A 16,624-nucleotide genomic window follows, 5' to 3' on the forward strand; every position below is an offset into this window, starting at 1 on the left:
CGCAGCCGCACCCGGGAGGAAAACCCGTGGCCCCGCCCCCGCGCCCCGCATAAGATGCTCCGTCTGCCCGCGTGGAACGCGGTCGCTGGCCGGTCGGCAACCGGGCAGCCCCAACAGCCCGCACCCCCGGCCGGAGGCAACCGTGCACGCCCAGCCCGACCCACTCTCCCGAGAGCGGAACCACCTCGCCGCCTCCCGCTCGGCCCTCCGAGCCATGCGCGAGGACGCCGAAGCGCTCGACATCCGCGACGTCACCGCGAACTGGGTCAACGCCGCCGTGTTGCAGAGCCAGATCGACGAGCGGATCAAGTCCCTGGCCGACCTCTCCCACACCCCGCTCTTCTTCGGGCGGCTCGACTACCTCCACGCCCCCGGCGCCGAGCAGGCGGAAGGCGCCGAGGGCGAGCAGTTCTACATCGGGCGGCGCCACGTCCACGACTGCGACGGTGACCCCATGGTCATCGACTGGCGCGCCCCGGTCTCGCAGCCCTTCTACCGCGCCTCGAAGAAGGCGCCGATGGACATCGCCCTGCGGCGGCGGTTCGGCTACACGGGCGGCGAACTCACCGCGTACGAGGACGAGCACCTCAGCGACGCCGACGAGGCCGAGCGGACCAGCAAGCTGCTCCAGCAGGAGATCGAGCGGCCCCGCGTCGGCCCCATGCGCGACATCGTCGCCACGATCCAGCCCGAGCAGGACGAGATCGTGCGCAGCGGTCTCGGGGGGTCCGTCTGTGTGCAGGGCGGGCCCGGCACCGGCAAGACCGCCGTCGGTCTGCACCGTGTCGCCTATCTGCTCTACGCCCACCGGGAGCGCCTCGCCCGGACCGGCACCCTCGTCATCGGGCCCAACAAGTCCTTCCTGCACTACATCGAGCAAGTGCTGCCCGCTCTCGGCGAGTTGGAGGTCAAGCAGGCCACCGTCGACGACCTCGTCGCCCATGTGGAGGTACGCGGCACGGACGAAGCCGCCGCCGCCGTCGTCAAGGGCGACGCCCGCATGGCCGCCGTACTGCGAAACGCCCTGCGCTCCCACGTGTCCATGCCCGACGAGCCCGTCGTCGTCGTGCGCGGTTCCCGGCGCTGGCGCATCCCCGCGTACGAACTGGAGGAGATCGTGCGCGAGTTGCTCGCGCGCGACATCCGGTACGGGGCCGCCCGCGACGCCCTGCCCCAGCGCATCGCGCACGCCGTGCTCGTCCGGATGGAGCAGTCCGGCGAGGCCCCCGACGACCGGGTCCAGGACGCGGTCGCCCGCAACGCCGCCGTGAAGGCCGCCGTCAAGGCCGTGTGGCCGCCCGTCGATCCGGCCAAGCTCGTGCTGCGGCTGCTCTCCGACGCCGACTTCCTCGCCACGCACGCGGAAGGCATCCTCGATCACGAGGAGCAGAAGCTCATCCTCTGGGAGAAGCCCGCGCGGAGCGTGAAGGCCGCCAAGTGGTCGGCCGCCGATGCCGTGTTGATCGATGAGGCGAGCGATCTCGTCTCTCGGACCCACTCCCTCGGGCACGTCGTCCTCGACGAGGCGCAGGACCTCTCCCCCATGCAGTACCGCGCCGTCGGGCGCCGCTGCACCACCGGTTCCGCCACCGTCCTCGGCGACCTCGCGCAGGGCACCACCCCGTGGGCGACCCGGAGCTGGGAGCAGGCCCTGGGGCATCTGGGGAAGGGGGACGCCGTGGTGGAGGAGCTCACCGCCGGTTTCCGTGTGCCGCGGGAGGTCATCGCGTTCGCCTCCCGGCTGCTTCCCTCCATCGCGCCGGGTCTCGCCGAGGTGAAGTCCGTGCGTGAGTCGCCCGGTTCACTCGTGGTGCGCGAGGTGACAGAGAGGGACGCCGTTTCGGTCGAAGGCTCTGTCGAGGCTTGTGTCGAGGCCTGTGTCGAGTCGCTGCGGCAGGAAGGTTCCATCGGGCTCATCGCCGCCGACGCCCGCATCCCCGCGCTCGCCGAAGCACTCGGCGCCGCGGGCATGACGTACCTCTCGCCCGGCGAGGAGACCACCGCCGAGACCCGGCTCACCCTCGTGCCCGCCTCCCTCGCCAAGGGACTCGAGTACGACTACGTGGTCCTGGACGAGCCCGCGGCCGTCGTCGACGGCGAGCCCGACGAGCGGACGGGCCTGCGGCGCCTGTACGTCGCCCTGACCCGTGCCGTCTCGGGGCTCACCGTCGTGCACTCGGCCGCGCTTCCCGAGCAGCTCGCCGCCCAGGGTCCTGCTGCCGAAGGACGCTAGGCGCGGGTCCCGGAGCCGTCCGCCGCGGTGCCGGCGGACGGCAGGTGCGTGACGACGAGGACGAGGCCCGCGAGCGTCACGATCCGGGTGGCCGCGTCCAGGCCGTTCCAGTCCTCCGACTGCCACATGGCGAACCATTCGCCGCCGATCCCGATGAAGCCCGCCCCGAAGAGCAGGAGCACCATCAGGAGGCCGACCGTCCCCGCTTGGCGGGCCCTGCGCAGCCCCTGGGGACGGCGCAGCGCCCCGGCCCACAGGACCGTCGCGCCGATGAGGACCAGTGCCGCCAGGGTCTCCCAGACGATGATCGCGACGTACGCGATGTCCTGCAGCGTGGTGGACTCCACCGCGCGCCACATCAGGTCGTCGTCCTTGAAGGTGGTGTCCATCGCCAGGACATGGCGCACGAACTGCTGGTTGGTCCCGAAGTCGGTGATGTTCCCGAACGCCACGAGGGCGATGTAGAGCGCCACCGTCCCGGTGAGCAGCGTCGCGGCGACGGGCAGCGCCCCGGCCGCGAGCATCCGCTCCGCGGGACGCGTCTTGCTGGCTGGTGTCGGCATGAAGTCCCCTCCCTGTCCGTCCAGTTGTATCGCGTCCCGCCCGTCAGCCCCACACGCATTTTCCACCGGCGCACGGGGACTGCCTGTCAGGCGTCCAGCGCCTCGCGCCACGTACGGACCGCGTCCGCCGAGACCGGAGCCGACCAGCCGTCGGGGCGTGAGGCGCCGCCGATGTGGAAGCCGTCGACACCCGCGGCCCTGAGCCGCGGCAGATGGTCGAGGCGCAGGCCGCCGCCGATCAGGATCTGCTGCTCGTACCCCGGTTCGCCGGACCGCGCCGCCTCGTCGAGCAGCGTGGTCATGCCCTCGTCCACGCCCGTCGCCGCGCCCGCGGTGAGGTAGGTGTCCAGGCCGGGCAGGTCCGCGAGCTGCTTGCGCAGGGAGTCGCGGTCGGGGGCCCGGTCGATGGCCCGGTGGAACGTCCAGCGGCAGCCGTCGAGCGCGTCCACCACGGCTTCCACCGCGACGAGGTCGGGGCCGCCCGTCTCGTCGAGGAAGCCGAGCACGAACTCGTCGGCGCCCGCGCTCCTGAGCTCGCGCGCACGGCGTACGAGAGCGTCGACGTCGCCCGCGTCGAAGCCGTCCGCGAGGCGCAGCATCACGCGCAGGGAGATGTCCACGGCGGCGCGGATCTCGGCAAAGGTCTCGCGGGACGGGGTCAGGCCGTCCGCGGCCATGTCGGTGACCAGCTCGAGGCGGTCCGCGCCTCCGGCCTGGGCGGCGACGGCGTCCTCGGCATCGAGGGCGATCACCTCCAGGACTGCACGCTTGCTCATGGATGTCTTCCTTCGGGTCCGGGGCCGCGGGGGCGGGCGACGCGGAGGCCTTGAAGCCGCCACACATAGGTCTAGTCCAATTACCCAGCCTACGCGCAGATCACCCCGGCGCGCCCCAAGCGCACCGGGGTGATCGTGGAGACATGTCAGCTCAGCGGCTTGAACCCCCTCAGGCGCAGGCTGTTGCCGACCACGAAGACCGAGGAGAACGCCATCGCGGCGCCCGCGATCATCGGGTTCAGGAGGCCCGCGGCGGCCAGCGGCAGCGCGCCCACGTTGTAGGCGAAGGCCCAGAACAGGTTGGACTTGATCGTGCCGAGCGTGCGGCGGGAGAGGCGGATGGCGTCCGCCGCCGCGCGCAGGTCTCCCCGTACGAGCGTCAGGTCGCCCGCCTCGATCGCGGCGTCCGTGCCCGTGCCCATCGCCAGGCCCAGGTCGGCCTGGGCGAGCGCCGCCGCGTCGTTCACGCCGTCGCCGACCATCGCCACGCTCCGGCCCTCCGCCTGGAGGCGCTTGACCACATCCACCTTGTCCTGCGGCATGACCTCGGCGATCACGTCCTCGGGGGCGATGCCCACCTCGGCGGCCACCGACGCCGCGACCGCCTTGTTGTCCCCGGTGAGGAGGATCGGGGTGAGGCCCAGGGCGCGGAAGCGGCGGATCGCCTCCGGACTCGTCTCCTTCACCGCGTCCGCGACCTCGAGGACCCCACGCGCCTCGCCGTCCCAGGCCACCGCGACGGCCGTACGCCCGGCCGCCTCGGCCGCCGCCTTCGCCCGCTCCAGTTCCACGGGCAGCCGGATCGCCCACTCCTTCAGGAGCGCCTCGCGGCCGACCAGGACCGCGTGGCCCTCGACGATGCCCTGGACGCCCAGACCCGCGACGTTCGCGAAGTCCTCGGGGGCGGGCAGCGGGCCGGCCTTCTCCGCGGCGCCCGTGGCGACGGCCTGGGCGATGGGGTGCTCGGAGGAGTGCTCCAACGCCCCCGCCAAACGCAGGACTTCGGCCTCGGCCGCGTTGTCCGCGACGTGCGTGGCGAGCAGGGTCATCTTGCCGGTGGTGACGGTGCCGGTCTTGTCCAGGACGATCGTGTCGACCTTGCGGGTGGTCTCCAGGACCTCCGGGCCCTTGATCAAAATGCCGAGCTGGGCGCCGCGTCCGGTGCCGACCATGAGGGCGGTCGGCGTCGCGAGCCCCAGGGCGCAGGGGCAGGCGATGATCAGTACGGCGACGGCGGCGGTGAAGGCCGCCGTCAGGCCGGAGCCGTTGCCGAGCCAGAAGCCGAGGGTGGCGACGGCGAGGGCGATGACGACCGGCACGAAGACCGCGGAGATCTTGTCGGCGAGGCGCTGGGCCGCCGCCTTGCCGTTCTGCGCGTCCTCCACCAGCTTGGCCATGCGGGCGAGTTGGGTGTCGGCGCCGACGCGGGTGGCCTCGACGACCAGGCGTCCGCCGACGTTGAGGGTGGCGCCGGTGACGGAGTCGCCCTGGGTGACCTCGACCGGCACGGACTCGCCGGTGAGCATGGAGGCGTCGACGGCGCTGGCCCCCTCGACGACCTTTCCATCGGTGGCGATCTTCTCGCCGGGGCGTACGAGGAAGCGGTCGCCGGCCTTCAATTCGCCCACGGGGATGGTCTCTTCGCGCGTTCCGCCGTCCCGCAGGACGGTGACGTCCTTGGCGCCGAGCTGGAGCAGCGCCTTCAGGGCGGCGCCCGCCTTGCGCTTGGAACGGGCCTCGAAGTAGCGCCCGGCCAGGATGAAGGCGGTGACGCCGGCCGCGGCCTCCAGGTAGATGTTCCCGGCGCCGTCCGTGCGGGCGATGGTCAGCTCGAAGGGGTGCGTCATGCCGGGCGTACCGGCCGTACCGAAGAAGAGCGCCCACAGCGACCAGATGAACGCGGCCGACGTGCCGACCGAGATCAGCGTGTCCATCGTCGCCGCCCCGTGCCGCGCGTTCGTGTACGCGGCCTTGTGGAAGGGCCAGGCCGCGTACGTCACGACGGGCGCCGCGAGCGTCAGGGACAGCCACTGCCAGTACTCGAACTGCAGGGCGGGGATCATCGCCATCGCGACGACGGGCAGGGAGAGCAGCACGGCGGTGACCAACCGGTCGCGCAGCGGCCGCAGTTCGTCGTCGGCCGCCCGCTCCTCGGCGTCCGGGTCCGGCTCCTTGGTACGGGCCGGGGCGGGCTCCTGCGCGGTGTAGCCGGTGGCCTCGACGGTGGCGATCAGGTCCCGCACGGCGACGTCCTGGCCGCGGTAGCTGACCTTGGCCTTCTCGGTGGCGTAGTTGACGGTCGCCTCGACGCCGTCCATGCGGTTGAGCTTCTTCTCGATGCGGGCGGCGCATGAGGCGCAGGTCATGCCACCGATGGCGAGTTCTACTTCTGCCACCTCGGTGGTGCCAGTGCCGGTGCCGGGTGTGGTGGACATGGCTGCGGGCTCCTTGGACGGGGGTGGGGGCTGGGTACCCGGGGTGGGTACCTTCGAGCTGGCTCCCTTTATACCCCTGGGGGGTATAGAACGCAAGGGCCGCTCCAGGCTTGACTTCATACCCCTAGGGGGTATGGTCAGATGGTCAGGACATGAGAGAGCCAGCCTCTTACGGCCACTCCACGCCACTCCATTCGTCCCATGGGAGCCGTCATGAACACCGGACTGAAGATCACCGCTTTCGCCGCGGCCGTCGCCGCGACCTTCGGCACCGCGTACGGCGTGGGCCAGGGCATCGACCCCGTGACCGCGGAGAAGAAGCCCGCGAGCGAGCACGGCGGGCATGCGGGCGAGGGCGAGGGCGGGAAGGAGAAGGAGCCAGGGGGAACGGACGCCGGCGGGGGCCACGCGGAGACCGTGCCCGGCGGCCTGCAGATCTCCGAGCGCGGCTACACCCTGGACCTGGAGACCTCCCGCGTCGACGCCGAGAAGCGCGAGGAGCTGCGGTTCACGGTCGTCAAGGACGGCGCGGGCAAGGACGGCCGGGGCAAGAACGTCACGGCGTACGAGAAGGAGCACGGCAAGGAGCTGCACCTCATCGTCGCCTCACAGGACCTGACGACCTACCGCCACCTGCACCCGGTCCGCGCGGCGGACGGCACCTGGTCGACGCCGGTCGAGCTCCCGGAGGCGGGCGGTTACCGCGTGTTCGCCGACTTCAAGCCCGCGGGCGCGAAGGAGGGGCTGACGCTGGGCGCGGACCTCGCGGTGGCGGGGACGTACGAGCCGCGGTCGCTGCCGAAGCCCGCCATGAAGGCGAGCGTCGACGGCTACGAGGTCAGCCTCAAGGGGGAGTTGAAGCCCGGGAAGGCGGCGGACGTGACCCTGAACGTGGAGAAGAACGGCAAGCCCGTCACCGATCTTCAGCCCTACCTCGGTTCGTACGGCCACCTGGTCGCCCTGCGCTCCGGGGACCTCGCCTACCTCCACGTGCACCCCACCGGCGAGCCCGGCGACGGCCGCACGAAGCCGGGCCCCGGCGTGTCCTTCTCGGCGACGGCTCCGAGCGGGGGCGCTTATCGGCTGTTCCTGGACTTCAAGCATGAGGGGGAGGTGCGGACGGCGGCGTTCACGGTGTACGCGGGTGGGAGCCACGATGCCGGGGGCGGGGAAACCGCCGAGTCGGGCGACTCGGGCCACGCGCACTGACGCCGTCCGTCAGCGGGCCCGCTGTGGCCGGTCGCGCAGTTCCCCGCGCCCCTGAAACCGCCACGAACGCCGTCCGCACCTGCGGGTCCGCTGTGCTCGCTCGCGCAGTTCCCCGCGCCCCTTCGGGCGCCAGTGCCGCGGAAGACGACACGGCCGGCCCCCTCCAGGGGCGCGGGGAACTGCGCGACCAGCCACGGCCGGCCCGCAGAGACATACAACAGGACCCACCCAGGGGCGCGGGGAACTGCGCGACCAGCCACGGCGGGCCCGCAGGCGTACACGGCCGGACTCAGTCGAAGATCGGGAGTTCCGATTCCTTTGCTCCCGCCAGTTCGTAGCGCGTGCCCGCGAGAGGGCGGCCCGTGTAGAGGCGGATCAAGGTAGGCGCGTCGCCGATGTAGCGGGCCGGGGGACGCTTGCCGTCGGGGACGCCCAGGATGAGCGGCTCGTCCATGCCGTCCACATCCGCGTGCAGCGCCAGCGCCGACGTCGCCCTGCTGTACTCCCCGAGCAGGGTCAACGCATCGGGCAGCCCCGCACCGCCGTACGCCCCGGGCAGCCCCCACGCCTCCCGTACGTCCCCCGCGTGCACCCACTCCCCCAGCGCCACGCCGTCAAGGCGTCCCTTGAACTCGACCATGACCGCACCCGCCTCCGTCATGCCGCGCTCCAGCTCGTCCACGACACGGGAGTTGGGCCAGTCGGCGCGCTCGGCGATGTCGCGGTCATTGCTCTCGGGGCTGTAGACGCCCTCCTCGAAGCGGCGGTCGATGACGCGCATCAGTGCGGCGCCGCAGTGTGCGAGGACGTGCCGTACGGTCCAGCCGGGACAACAGGTCCTGACCGCGTACGCGGAGTCGTCGGCTTCCCTCAACAGCGGTATGAGCAGGTCGCGTTCGGTACGCAGCAGCCGGCCGGGCAGCTCGGGGTCGTATGTCTCGTCGCGGTGCGTCACAGAGGTCATGCGAGCAAGCCAATCGCGTGCGGCGGCCTACGGCAACGCACCGGGGTGGAATACATGCGCACACCCGCCACGCATACCCCTCCGGGGTATTTGCCCGGCCGCCCGCTAAAGTCGCCCCATGCCCCACGACGACAAGGACCTCGCCCTCGACCTCCGCGCCCGCTGGCACGCGACGCTGCTGCGGGCGAGCGAGGGCACCCCCGACCCCGGCCCCTACGCGGACAACCTCCTGACGCGCTGGGCCGAGCCGCAGCGGCGGTATCACACCACCGCCCACCTCGCGGCGGTCCTCGATCACATCGACGTACTGGAGGAGCACGCCGAGGAGCCCGATCTCGTACGGCTCGCGGCCTGGTTCCACGACGCGGTGTACGCGCCGGACCGCTCCGAGAACGAGGAGCGCAGCGCCCGTCTCGCCGAACGTGCCCTGGCCGAGGCCGGGTTGACCGAGGCACGGACCGCCGAGGTGGCCCGCCTCGTCCGGCTGACCGTCACCCACGACCCCGCCGACGGCGACCACAACGGCGAGGCGCTGTGCGACGCCGACCTGGCGATCCTGGCCGCGGCCCCGGACGCCTACGCCGCGTACGCCGCCGCCGTCCGCGAGGAGTACGCCTTCGTGCCGGACGAGGACTTCCGCGCGGGCCGGGCCGCGGTGCTCCGGCAGCTCCTCGCGCTGCCGAGGCTGTTCCGTACGCCGTACGGAGCGGCCGAGTGGGAGGGTCCGGCGCGCGCGAACCTGGCGACGGAAATGGAGCTGCTGGACTCCTGAGGCTCCCGTACGCTCGCCGCATGCTTTTCATGGGTGGGGACCAGATCGAGGAAGCCGTGGCGCACGCGGCGAAGGTGCTGCGTGCGGGGGTGGAGCTCGACTGGAGCGTGAAGGCGGGCGGTCTCGAATGGAGCTGCCTGGAGACGGCCGAGCACGTCGCGGGCGATCTCGTCGCGTACGCGGGGCAGTTGACGGGCCGGGCGACCGACAGGTGGGTCCCCTTCGAGATCGCGTTCGACGAGGGCTCGGGTCCCGCGGACGCGATCAGCGTGATCGAGTCGACCGGCGGTCTGCTCTCGGCAGTGGTGCGGACGACGCCTGCGGGGGTGCGGGGCTATCACCCGTACCCGGCCGGGAGCGCGGACGCGACCGGCTTCGCGGCGATGGGCGCGGCGGAGGTGCTCCTGCACACGTACGACATCGCGCAGGCGCTCGGCCTGGATGCGCAGCCTCCGGCCCGGCTGTGCGAAGCGGTGCTCGCCTGGCTGTTCCCGCAGGTCATGCCCGCGCGCACGCCCGACGACCACTGGGCGACGCTGCTCTGGGCCACGGGGCGCGGTGCGCTGGCGGGGCGGCCCCGCCTCGACAAGTGGCGCTGGCACAACGCCTTCTCGATCCCCGCGGGGCGGATCGCGCTGCGGGAGGTCTCCCCCGCGGCGGCGGCGGATCTCGCCGCGGGCGGCACGGGGGGTCTGACGTGGATCGAGGGCGGGCCCTTCGACGGGACGCGGCGGGCGGCGGAGGGGGTCACGAAGGCGTACGCGTCCGGGGTGCACCGGCCCGAGTGGGGGATGTTCGCGCTGGTGCGGGTGGAGGACGAGGTCGCGGTCGGCGGCATGGGCTTCCACGGTCCGCCGGACGAGGAGGGCGTGGCGGAGGTCGGCTACGACCTGGCCGCCGGCGCGCGGGGCCGGGGGTACGCCACGGAGGCCCTCCGCGCGCTCTCCGACTGGGCCCTGGCCCGCCCGGGCCTCACGGCTCTCCTCGCAGTGATCGACCCCGAGAACGAGCCTTCCCAGGCGGTGGTCACAAGGGCGGGCTACACCAGGGCCTCGGACCGGGGCGAGCTCCGGGCGTACTTGCGCCGGGTGCCACCTGGGGCACGGAAACGGACTACCCCGGGGCACGCGTAACCACACCTCACCCCGCGGCACGCCTAGCCACGCCTCGCCCCGCAGCACGCGTAACCGCACCTCGCCCCGCAGCACGGGAACCCTGAACAGCCGCCGCTTCGCGGCGAGGTTTCCCGCCCACCCACCCATCACCCCGCATCCCCGCCCAGCCTGCAGTCGCCCCGCGTTCCGATGCGGGGCAGTCGGGCGGGTGGGCGGGCACGCCCGCGCGGCAGCGCGGGAAAGACACCCGACCCCGGGCAATCGGGTGGGTGGGCGGGGAACACCCGCGCGGCAGCGCGGAAAAAGCCTCGCGACCCGGGGCAATCGGGTGGGTGGGCGGGGAGCATCCGCGCGCCAGCGCGGAAAAGCACCGACCCCGGGCAATCGGGCGGGCGGGAAGCATCCGCGCGAAGCGCGGGAACAGTGCTCCGCACCCCCACGGGAATGTAAGCAGCCACCCCAACGTTCGGCACTGTTATGCCGACACCTGACCCAAAGGCCCCCGCCCCCAAGGCCCCCGAGCCAGGGAAAAGCCGTGACCGTATGCCCGTGGCCGTCTACATCCTCGGGCTCGCCGTCTTCGCGCTCGGCACGAGCGAGTTCATGCTCTCGGGGCTCCTGCCCCCCATCGCGGACGACATGGACGTCTCCATCCCCCGCGCCGGCCTCCTCATCTCCGCCTTCGCCATCGGCATGGTCGTCGGCGCTCCCCTGCTGGCCGTGGCGACCCTCCGCCTCCCCCGCCGTACGACCCTGATCACGCTCATCACCGTCTTCGGGCTCGGCCAGGTCGCCGGTGCCCTCGCGCCCACGTACGAGATCCTCTTCGCGTCCCGCGTCGTCAGCGCCTTCGCCTGCGCCGGGTTCTGGGCGGTCGGCGCGGCCGTCGCCATCGCGATGGTGCCGGTCAACCAGCGGGCCCGCGCCATGGCCGTGATGATCGGCGGCCTCTCCATCGCGAACGTGCTCGGCGTCCCCGCGGGCGCGTTCCTCGGCGACAACTTCGGCTGGCGTTCGGCCTTCTGGGCGGTGGGCGCCGCCTCCGCGATCGCCCTCGTCGGCGTACTGACCCTCACCCCCCGCATCCCGCTCCCGGCCGAGAAACCGCGCCTCAAGCGGGAGTTGGCCATCTACCGCGACCGGCAGGTCTGGCTCTCCGTCACGATCACCGCCCTCGCGGCGGGCGGCGTCTTCTGCGCGTTCTCGTACCTCTCGCCGCTCCTGACGGACGTCGCGGGCCTCGACGAGGGATGGGTGCCAACCGTGCTCGGCCTCTTCGGGCTCGGCGCCCTCATCGGCACGGCGATCGGCGGCCGCGTCGCCGACGCGCACCTCTTCGGCGTCCTGCTCAGCGGCATCATCGCCTCGACCGTCTTCCTCGTCGCCCTCGCGCTCTTCTCCGGCACGACGGCCGTCGCGGTCTCCCTCTCCTTCCTCCTCGGCGTCTCCGCCTTCTACACGGCCCCGGCCCTCAACGCCCGTATGTTCAACGTCGCGGGCGCCGCCCCCACCCTCGCGGGCGCGACCACGACGGCGGCGTTCAACCTGGGCAACACCGGCGGCCCCTGGCTCGGCGGCACAGTCATCGACCTCGAGCTGGGCTACGAGTCCACGGCGTGGGCCGGCGCAGCCATGACGGCCGTAGCGATCGCCGCACTGACTGTCTCCCTGCGCCTGCACCGCAAGGCACCGAGCCGCGTGATCACGACGTCCCCGGCCGGACCCGAGGCCGCCCACACCTCTGCCGCGCCCTCACTCCAGAGGCCGTAGGAACCGCCGCTCGTAGCGCCGGATGCACCGCGTCCGGCGCGCGAGCTCGAAGGCCTCCTGGCACTCGGGGTCACTCGCGCTCTCGGTGCGGTAGCGCTCGTAGTCGGCGAGGCTCGGGAAGGAGAAGAGGGCGTACGCGATGTCGCTGTCGCCCTCGCTGGGCAGGAAGTAGCCGTGATGGTCGCCGCCGAGGCGGTTGACCAGGGCGACCCAACGGCGGCCGTACTCCTCGAAGTCGTCGATGCGGTCGGGGTCGATCTCGTACTTCAGGTGAACCGTGATCATGCGGCTCACCCTAGGCTCGCCCCGCGTCACACGGCCTGCCTTTACGCGGGCCGCCCCTTGGGCCTCCGCAGCCCCGCCTCCGTGAGCCTGCGCACCAGCTCCTTCGAGCCGATCTCGACCGCGCCCGCGCGCACCGCGTCGTCGTAGCGGTGCGAGGGCAGGTCGTAGTGGTCGCGCTCGAAGGCGCGCGCGGGGGCGCCGATGCCCGCCGCGAAGGCGTGCAGTTCCTCGTACGAGACGTCGCTGACCAGGTGCGACCACATGCGGCCGTGGCCCGGCCAGGTCGGCGGGTCTATGTAGACGGTCATGGCGTCAGGCCGCCCACGGGGGCGACGACGACGCCCGCCTTGCCGCACACCCAGTGCGGGTCGGGGCCCAACTCGGGCTCCACGTCCAGGGCGTGCGGGTCGCCCGTGCCGCAGACGGGGCAGAGCGGCCAGCGGCCGTAGCGCTCCAGGAGCGCATCCTGGACGTCCTGGGCGACGAGGCCCGCGACGTAATCGACGCCCTCGGGCCACTGCTCGACCCACCAGCGGCGGTGCGCCACCGACTCCTCGACCAGCGAGACGACCTCGGCCTCGGCGACCTCACGGGTCACGAGGTCGGCGAGGACAAGTGCACGAGCGGCGTGCAGCGCCTGCTCCAGAGGGTCGATCGCGTCCATGCAGCCATTGTCCACCCCACGCGCAACCCGTCGAAGATCCACCGGCACCCTCACGGACTTCGGGACCAAAGGGGTCTTGACCCATCCGGGGTCCGAAAATATCTTTCAAGCGTGACCAATGACGTGAAGGAAATTTTCGCGGGCGCGGCGCCCCCCGCCCCGGCCGCCCTCGCGGCCAAGGTGCGGACCCTCGCCCCGTCCATGACCCGCTCCATGCAGCTGGTCGCCGAAGCCGTCGCCGGCGACCCCGCGGGCTGCGCGGCCCTCACGGTCACCGGCCTCGCCGAGCTCACCGGGACCAGCGAGGCCACGGTGGTCCGCACCGCCCGCCTCCTCGGCTACCCCGGCTACCGCGACCTGCGGCTCGCCCTCGCCGGGCTCGCCGCCCAGCAGCAGTCGGGCCGCGCGCCCGCCGTCACCGCCGACATCGCCGTCGACGACCCGATCGCGGACGTCGTGGCGAAGCTGGCGTACGACGAGCAGCAGACCCTGGCCGACACCGCGGGCGGACTCGACACCGTCCAGCTCGGCGCCGCCGTCGCCGCGCTCGCCGTGGCGCCGCGCACCGAGATCTACGGCGTCGCCGCCTCCGGCCTCGTCGCCCAGGACCTCGCGCAGAAGCTCCTGCGCATCGGCCACATCGCCCACGCGCACTCCGACCCGCACCTTGCCGTCACGAACGCCGTCACCCTGCGCTCCAAGGACGTGGCGATCGCGATCACGCACTCGGGGTCGACCGGTGACGTCATCGAGCCGCTGCGGGTCGCCTTCGAGCGCGGGGCGACGACCATCGCGATCACCGGACGCCCCGGCAGCCCCGTCTCGCAGTACGCGGATCACATACTGACCACCTCCACCGCCCGCGAGAGCGAGCTCAGGCCCGCCGCGATGTCCTCCCGCACGAGCCAACTGCTGGTCGTGGACTGCCTGTTCGTGGGCGTCGCCCAGCGGACGTACGAGACCGCCGCCCCCGCGCTCGCCGCCTCGTACGAAGCACTCGCGCACCGGCACAGCCCGCGCGGCGGCACCCGCTGAGCCGACCCCCGCGACGCCCGCATCCGCCTTCACGTCACCCCCACCACCCCCACCACCCCCGCCGCACACGAAAGAGCCGCACTTCATGACCTCCACGACCGACGCCACGGACTCCCCTGCCCCCGAAAGCGGATCCGGGGACACGTACGGGGAACTCCGCGCCCAGCTGGACACGCTCACCACGGAGGCGTTCCGGCCCGAGCTCTCCGAGATCGACCGGCTGCCCACGGCGGAGATCGCGGAGATCATGAACGGCGAGGACGCGACCGTGCCCGCGGCCGTCGCCGAGCAGCTCCCGGCCATCGCCGCCGCCATCGACGGCACCGCCGAGCGCATGGCCCGCGGCGGCCGGCTCATCTACGCGGGCGCGGGGACGGCGGGACGCCTCGGGGTGCTGGACGCCTCCGAGTGCCCGCCCACCTTCAACACCGACCCGGCCGAGGTCGTCGGCCTCATCGCGGGCGGCCCGAGCGCCATGGTCACGGCGGTCGAGGGCGCGGAGGACAGCAAGGAGCTCGCGGCCGAGGACCTGGACGGGCTCGGGCTCACGGCGGACGACGTGGTCGTCGGTGTCTCGGCGTCCGGCCGCACCCCGTACGCGATCGGCGCGGTCGAGTACGCACGCACCCGCCACGGCGCGCTCACCATCGGCCTCTCCTGCAACGCGGACAGCGCTCTCGCGGCGGCGGCCGACCACGGCATCGAGGTCGTCGTGGGCCCCGAACTCCTCACCGGCTCGACCCGTCTGAAGGCGGGCACGGCCCAGAAGCTCGTCCTCAACATGCTGTCGACGATCACGATGATCCGCCTCGGCAAGACGTACGGAAACCTGATGGTGGACGTTCGCGCGTCGAACGAGAAGCTGCGGGCCCGCTCGCGCCGGATCGTCTCCCTCGCCACCGGGGCGTCCGACGAGGAGATCGAGGCCGCCCTCGCCGCCACCGACGGGGAGGTGAAGAACGCCATTCTCACCATCCTCGGCGGGGTGGACGGCCCCACCGCGGCCGACCTCCTCGCCTCGTCGAACGGCCACCTCAGGGCAGCCCTCGACACGTCCCGCACGACCAGCACCACCCACACCCCCCGCACCCCCTGACTGACCTCCCCCAGCCGCTGGAAGAACAGCGCCACCCGCACGCACAGCAAGGCACCCCGCACCATGGCAACAGACAAGAACCGCGCCACAGCCGCCGCGATCCTCCCCCTCGTCGGCGGTGCCCAGAACGTCACGTCCATCGCCCACTGCATGACGCGCCTGCGCCTGGGCCTCGCCGACCGTTCGCTGGTCGACGACGAGGCCCTGAAGGCGCTGCCCGCCGTGATGGGCGTGGTCGAGGACGACACGTACCAGATCGTGCTCGGCCCGGGCACGGTCGCCCGCGTCACCCCGGAGTTCGAGGCCCTGGTGGCGGAAGCCGGGGCGACGCCCCCGCCGGAACCCACCCGCACCGCGGACGAGCTGGCGGAGCAGGGCGCGGCCATCAGGGCGGCCCGCAAGGAGAAGAACGCCACCCCCTTCAAGCTCTTCCTGCGCCGCATCGCGAACATCTTCGTGCCGCTGATCCCGGCCCTCATCGGCTGCGGCATCATCGCGGGCATCAACGGCCTCCTGGTCAACCTGGAGTGGCTGCCCGCGATCACCCCGGCGCTCGCGGCGATCGCCTCCGGGTTCATGGCGCTGATCGCGGTGTTCGTGGGCTTCAACACGGCGAAGGAGTTCGGCGGTACGCCGGTCCTGGGCGGCGCGGTCGCGGCGATCATCGTGTACGCGGGTGTCGCGAACATCGAGGCGTTCGGCCAGAAGCTGTCGCCCGGACAGGGCGGCGTACTGGGCGCCCTCGGCGCCGCGGTCCTGGCGACCTACATCGAGAAGTGGTGCAGGCGCTGGGTCCCCGAGGCGCTCGACGTCCTCGTCACCCCCACCGTCACGGTGCTGCTGTCCGGCCTGGTCACGATCTTCGGCCTGATGTTCCTGGCGGGCGAGGTCTCGACGGGCATCGGCACGGCGGCGAACTGGCTCCTGGACAACACGGGCGCGTTCGCGGGCCTGGTCCTCGGCGGCCTGTTCCTCCCCCTCGTCATGCTGGGCCTGCACCAGGCGCTGATCCCCATCCACACCACGCTCATCGAGCAGCAGGGCTTCACGGTCCTGCTCCCCATCCTCGCGATGGCGGGCGCGGGCCAGGTGGGCTGCGCGATCGCGGTCTACAAGCGCCTGCGCCACAACACCTCGATCCGTACGACGATCAAGTCCGCGCTCCCCGCGGGCTTCCTGGGCGTCGGCGAACCCCTGATCTACGGTGTCTCGCTCCCCCTCGGCCGCCCGTTCGTCACGGCGTGCGTGGGCGGCGCGGCGGGCGGCGCGTTCATCGGCTTCTTCTCGATGATCGGCGACAAGGTCGGCTCCACGGCGATCGGCCCGTCGGGCTGGGCCCTGTTCCCCCTCCTCGACGGCAACCAGGGCCTTGGCCTCACGGTCGCGATCTACGGCGGCGGCCTCCTCGTCGGCTACCTCGTGGGCTTCTTCGCGACGTACTTCTTCGGCTTCAGCAAGCAGATGCTGATCGACCTGAACGCCGACACGACCGCCCACGAACAGGTCGTCGCGGCCTCCCCCGCCACGACACCCGGGCCGACGGCCCCGGAGGCGGAGCCCGCCAAGGTCTAACCCGAATGCGTCCGCCGCGGCGAGTTGTCCGCGGACTTCCCCGGGATTGTCCGTGATCCGTAACGGACCCGGGCCGGGTGCATCCTCCCGCCCCCGTTCCTCGTCCTGCCAGGTGCCGCGCGTGACCGGGGGGCG

General features: G+C 72.4%; 15 protein-coding genes. 8 read left to right on the forward strand and 7 right to left on the reverse strand.

What is annotated here, in order from left to right; genetic code table 11:
• Positions 1-142: 142 nt before the first annotated feature.
• Complete coding sequence (locus tag ACWFRU_RS21850) at positions 143-2,233, forward strand: HelD family protein (protein ID WP_453689352.1); 2,091 nt, start codon at positions 143-145, stop codon at positions 2,231-2,233.
• Here ACWFRU_RS21850 and ACWFRU_RS21855 read toward each other — a convergent pair.
• The 3 genes from ACWFRU_RS21855 to ACWFRU_RS21865 form a co-directional block, all read right to left on the reverse strand.
• Positions 2,230-2,796, reverse strand: coding sequence for a DUF2165 domain-containing protein (locus ACWFRU_RS21855; protein ID WP_453689354.1), 567 nt, complete (start codon positions 2,794-2,796; stop codon positions 2,230-2,232). The two genes, ACWFRU_RS21850 and ACWFRU_RS21855, sit on opposite strands and share 4 nt — an antisense overlap.
• A gap of 86 nt (positions 2,797-2,882) precedes the next feature.
• Positions 2,883-3,572 (reverse strand): copper homeostasis protein CutC, encoded by a 690-nt coding sequence (locus ACWFRU_RS21860; protein ID WP_453689356.1) that lies wholly within the window; start codon positions 3,570-3,572, stop codon positions 2,883-2,885.
• A gap of 146 nt (positions 3,573-3,718) precedes the next feature.
• Positions 3,719-6,007, reverse strand: a complete 2,289-nt coding sequence (locus ACWFRU_RS21865; RefSeq protein WP_453689358.1) for a heavy metal translocating P-type ATPase — start codon at positions 6,005-6,007, stop codon at positions 3,719-3,721.
• A gap of 213 nt (positions 6,008-6,220) precedes the next feature.
• Between ACWFRU_RS21865 and ACWFRU_RS21870 the strand changes: the two genes are divergently transcribed.
• A complete protein-coding gene (locus tag ACWFRU_RS21870) occupies positions 6,221-7,216 on the forward strand; it encodes a hypothetical protein (protein ID WP_453689360.1) in 996 nt (331 codons plus the stop codon).
• Positions 7,217-7,505: 289 nt separating this feature from the next.
• Here the strand turns inward: ACWFRU_RS21870 and ACWFRU_RS21875 are convergent, their stop codons facing one another.
• Complete coding sequence (locus tag ACWFRU_RS21875) at positions 7,506-8,180, reverse strand: maleylpyruvate isomerase family mycothiol-dependent enzyme (protein WP_453689362.1); 675 nt, start codon at positions 8,178-8,180, stop codon at positions 7,506-7,508.
• 118 nt (positions 8,181-8,298) lie between these two features.
• On the opposite strand from ACWFRU_RS21875, the gene ACWFRU_RS21880 reads away from it, so the two are divergent.
• The 3 genes from ACWFRU_RS21880 to ACWFRU_RS21890 all read left to right on the forward strand — a co-directional run bounded on the left by ACWFRU_RS21880 (position 8,299) and on the right by ACWFRU_RS21890 (position 11,837).
• Complete coding sequence (locus tag ACWFRU_RS21880; RefSeq protein ID WP_453689363.1) at positions 8,299-8,952, forward strand: HD domain-containing protein; 654 nt, start codon at positions 8,299-8,301, stop codon at positions 8,950-8,952.
• 20 nt (positions 8,953-8,972) lie between these two features.
• Positions 8,973-10,085, forward strand: a complete 1,113-nt coding sequence (locus tag ACWFRU_RS21885; protein WP_453689365.1) for a GNAT family N-acetyltransferase — start codon at positions 8,973-8,975, stop codon at positions 10,083-10,085.
• Between the two features lie 525 nt (positions 10,086-10,610).
• Entirely contained in the window at positions 10,611-11,837 is a 1,227-nt protein-coding gene (locus ACWFRU_RS21890; RefSeq protein ID WP_453689367.1) for a Cmx/CmrA family chloramphenicol efflux MFS transporter, read from the forward strand.
• Here ACWFRU_RS21890 and ACWFRU_RS21895 read toward each other — a convergent pair.
• From ACWFRU_RS21895 to ACWFRU_RS21905, 3 genes are read right to left on the reverse strand one after another with little or no spacing between them, the layout of a single operon-like run.
• Positions 11,820-12,122, reverse strand: coding sequence for an NIPSNAP family protein (locus ACWFRU_RS21895; RefSeq protein ID WP_453689368.1), 303 nt, complete (start codon positions 12,120-12,122; stop codon positions 11,820-11,822). The genes ACWFRU_RS21890 and ACWFRU_RS21895 overlap by 18 nt on opposite strands.
• 41 nt (positions 12,123-12,163) lie before the next feature.
• Positions 12,164-12,430, reverse strand: a complete 267-nt coding sequence (locus ACWFRU_RS21900; RefSeq protein ID WP_453689370.1) for a DUF4031 domain-containing protein — start codon at positions 12,428-12,430, stop codon at positions 12,164-12,166.
• Positions 12,427-12,786, reverse strand: coding sequence for a hypothetical protein (locus ACWFRU_RS21905; protein ID WP_453689372.1), 360 nt, complete (start codon positions 12,784-12,786; stop codon positions 12,427-12,429). The genes ACWFRU_RS21900 and ACWFRU_RS21905 overlap by 4 nt, the downstream gene beginning before the upstream one ends.
• 111 nt (positions 12,787-12,897) lie before the next feature.
• Between ACWFRU_RS21905 and ACWFRU_RS21910 the strand changes: the two genes are divergently transcribed.
• The 3 genes from ACWFRU_RS21910 (at position 12,898) to ACWFRU_RS21920 (ending at position 16,489) form a co-directional block, all read left to right on the forward strand.
• Positions 12,898-13,821: a MurR/RpiR family transcriptional regulator gene (locus ACWFRU_RS21910; protein WP_367043178.1), complete on the forward strand. Its 924-nt coding sequence runs from the start codon at positions 12,898-12,900 to the stop codon at positions 13,819-13,821.
• A gap of 85 nt (positions 13,822-13,906) precedes the next feature.
• On the forward strand, positions 13,907-14,917 hold the full coding sequence (gene murQ / locus ACWFRU_RS21915) for an N-acetylmuramic acid 6-phosphate etherase (RefSeq protein ID WP_453689374.1): 1,011 nt from the start codon (positions 13,907-13,909) through the stop codon (positions 14,915-14,917).
• A gap of 63 nt (positions 14,918-14,980) precedes the next feature.
• A complete protein-coding gene (locus ACWFRU_RS21920; RefSeq protein WP_453689376.1) occupies positions 14,981-16,489 on the forward strand; it encodes a PTS transporter subunit EIIC in 1,509 nt (502 codons plus the stop codon).
• Positions 16,490-16,624: the final 135 nt, after the last annotated feature.

The sequence above is a fragment of the Streptomyces sp. NPDC055099 genome, assembly GCF_053607685.1.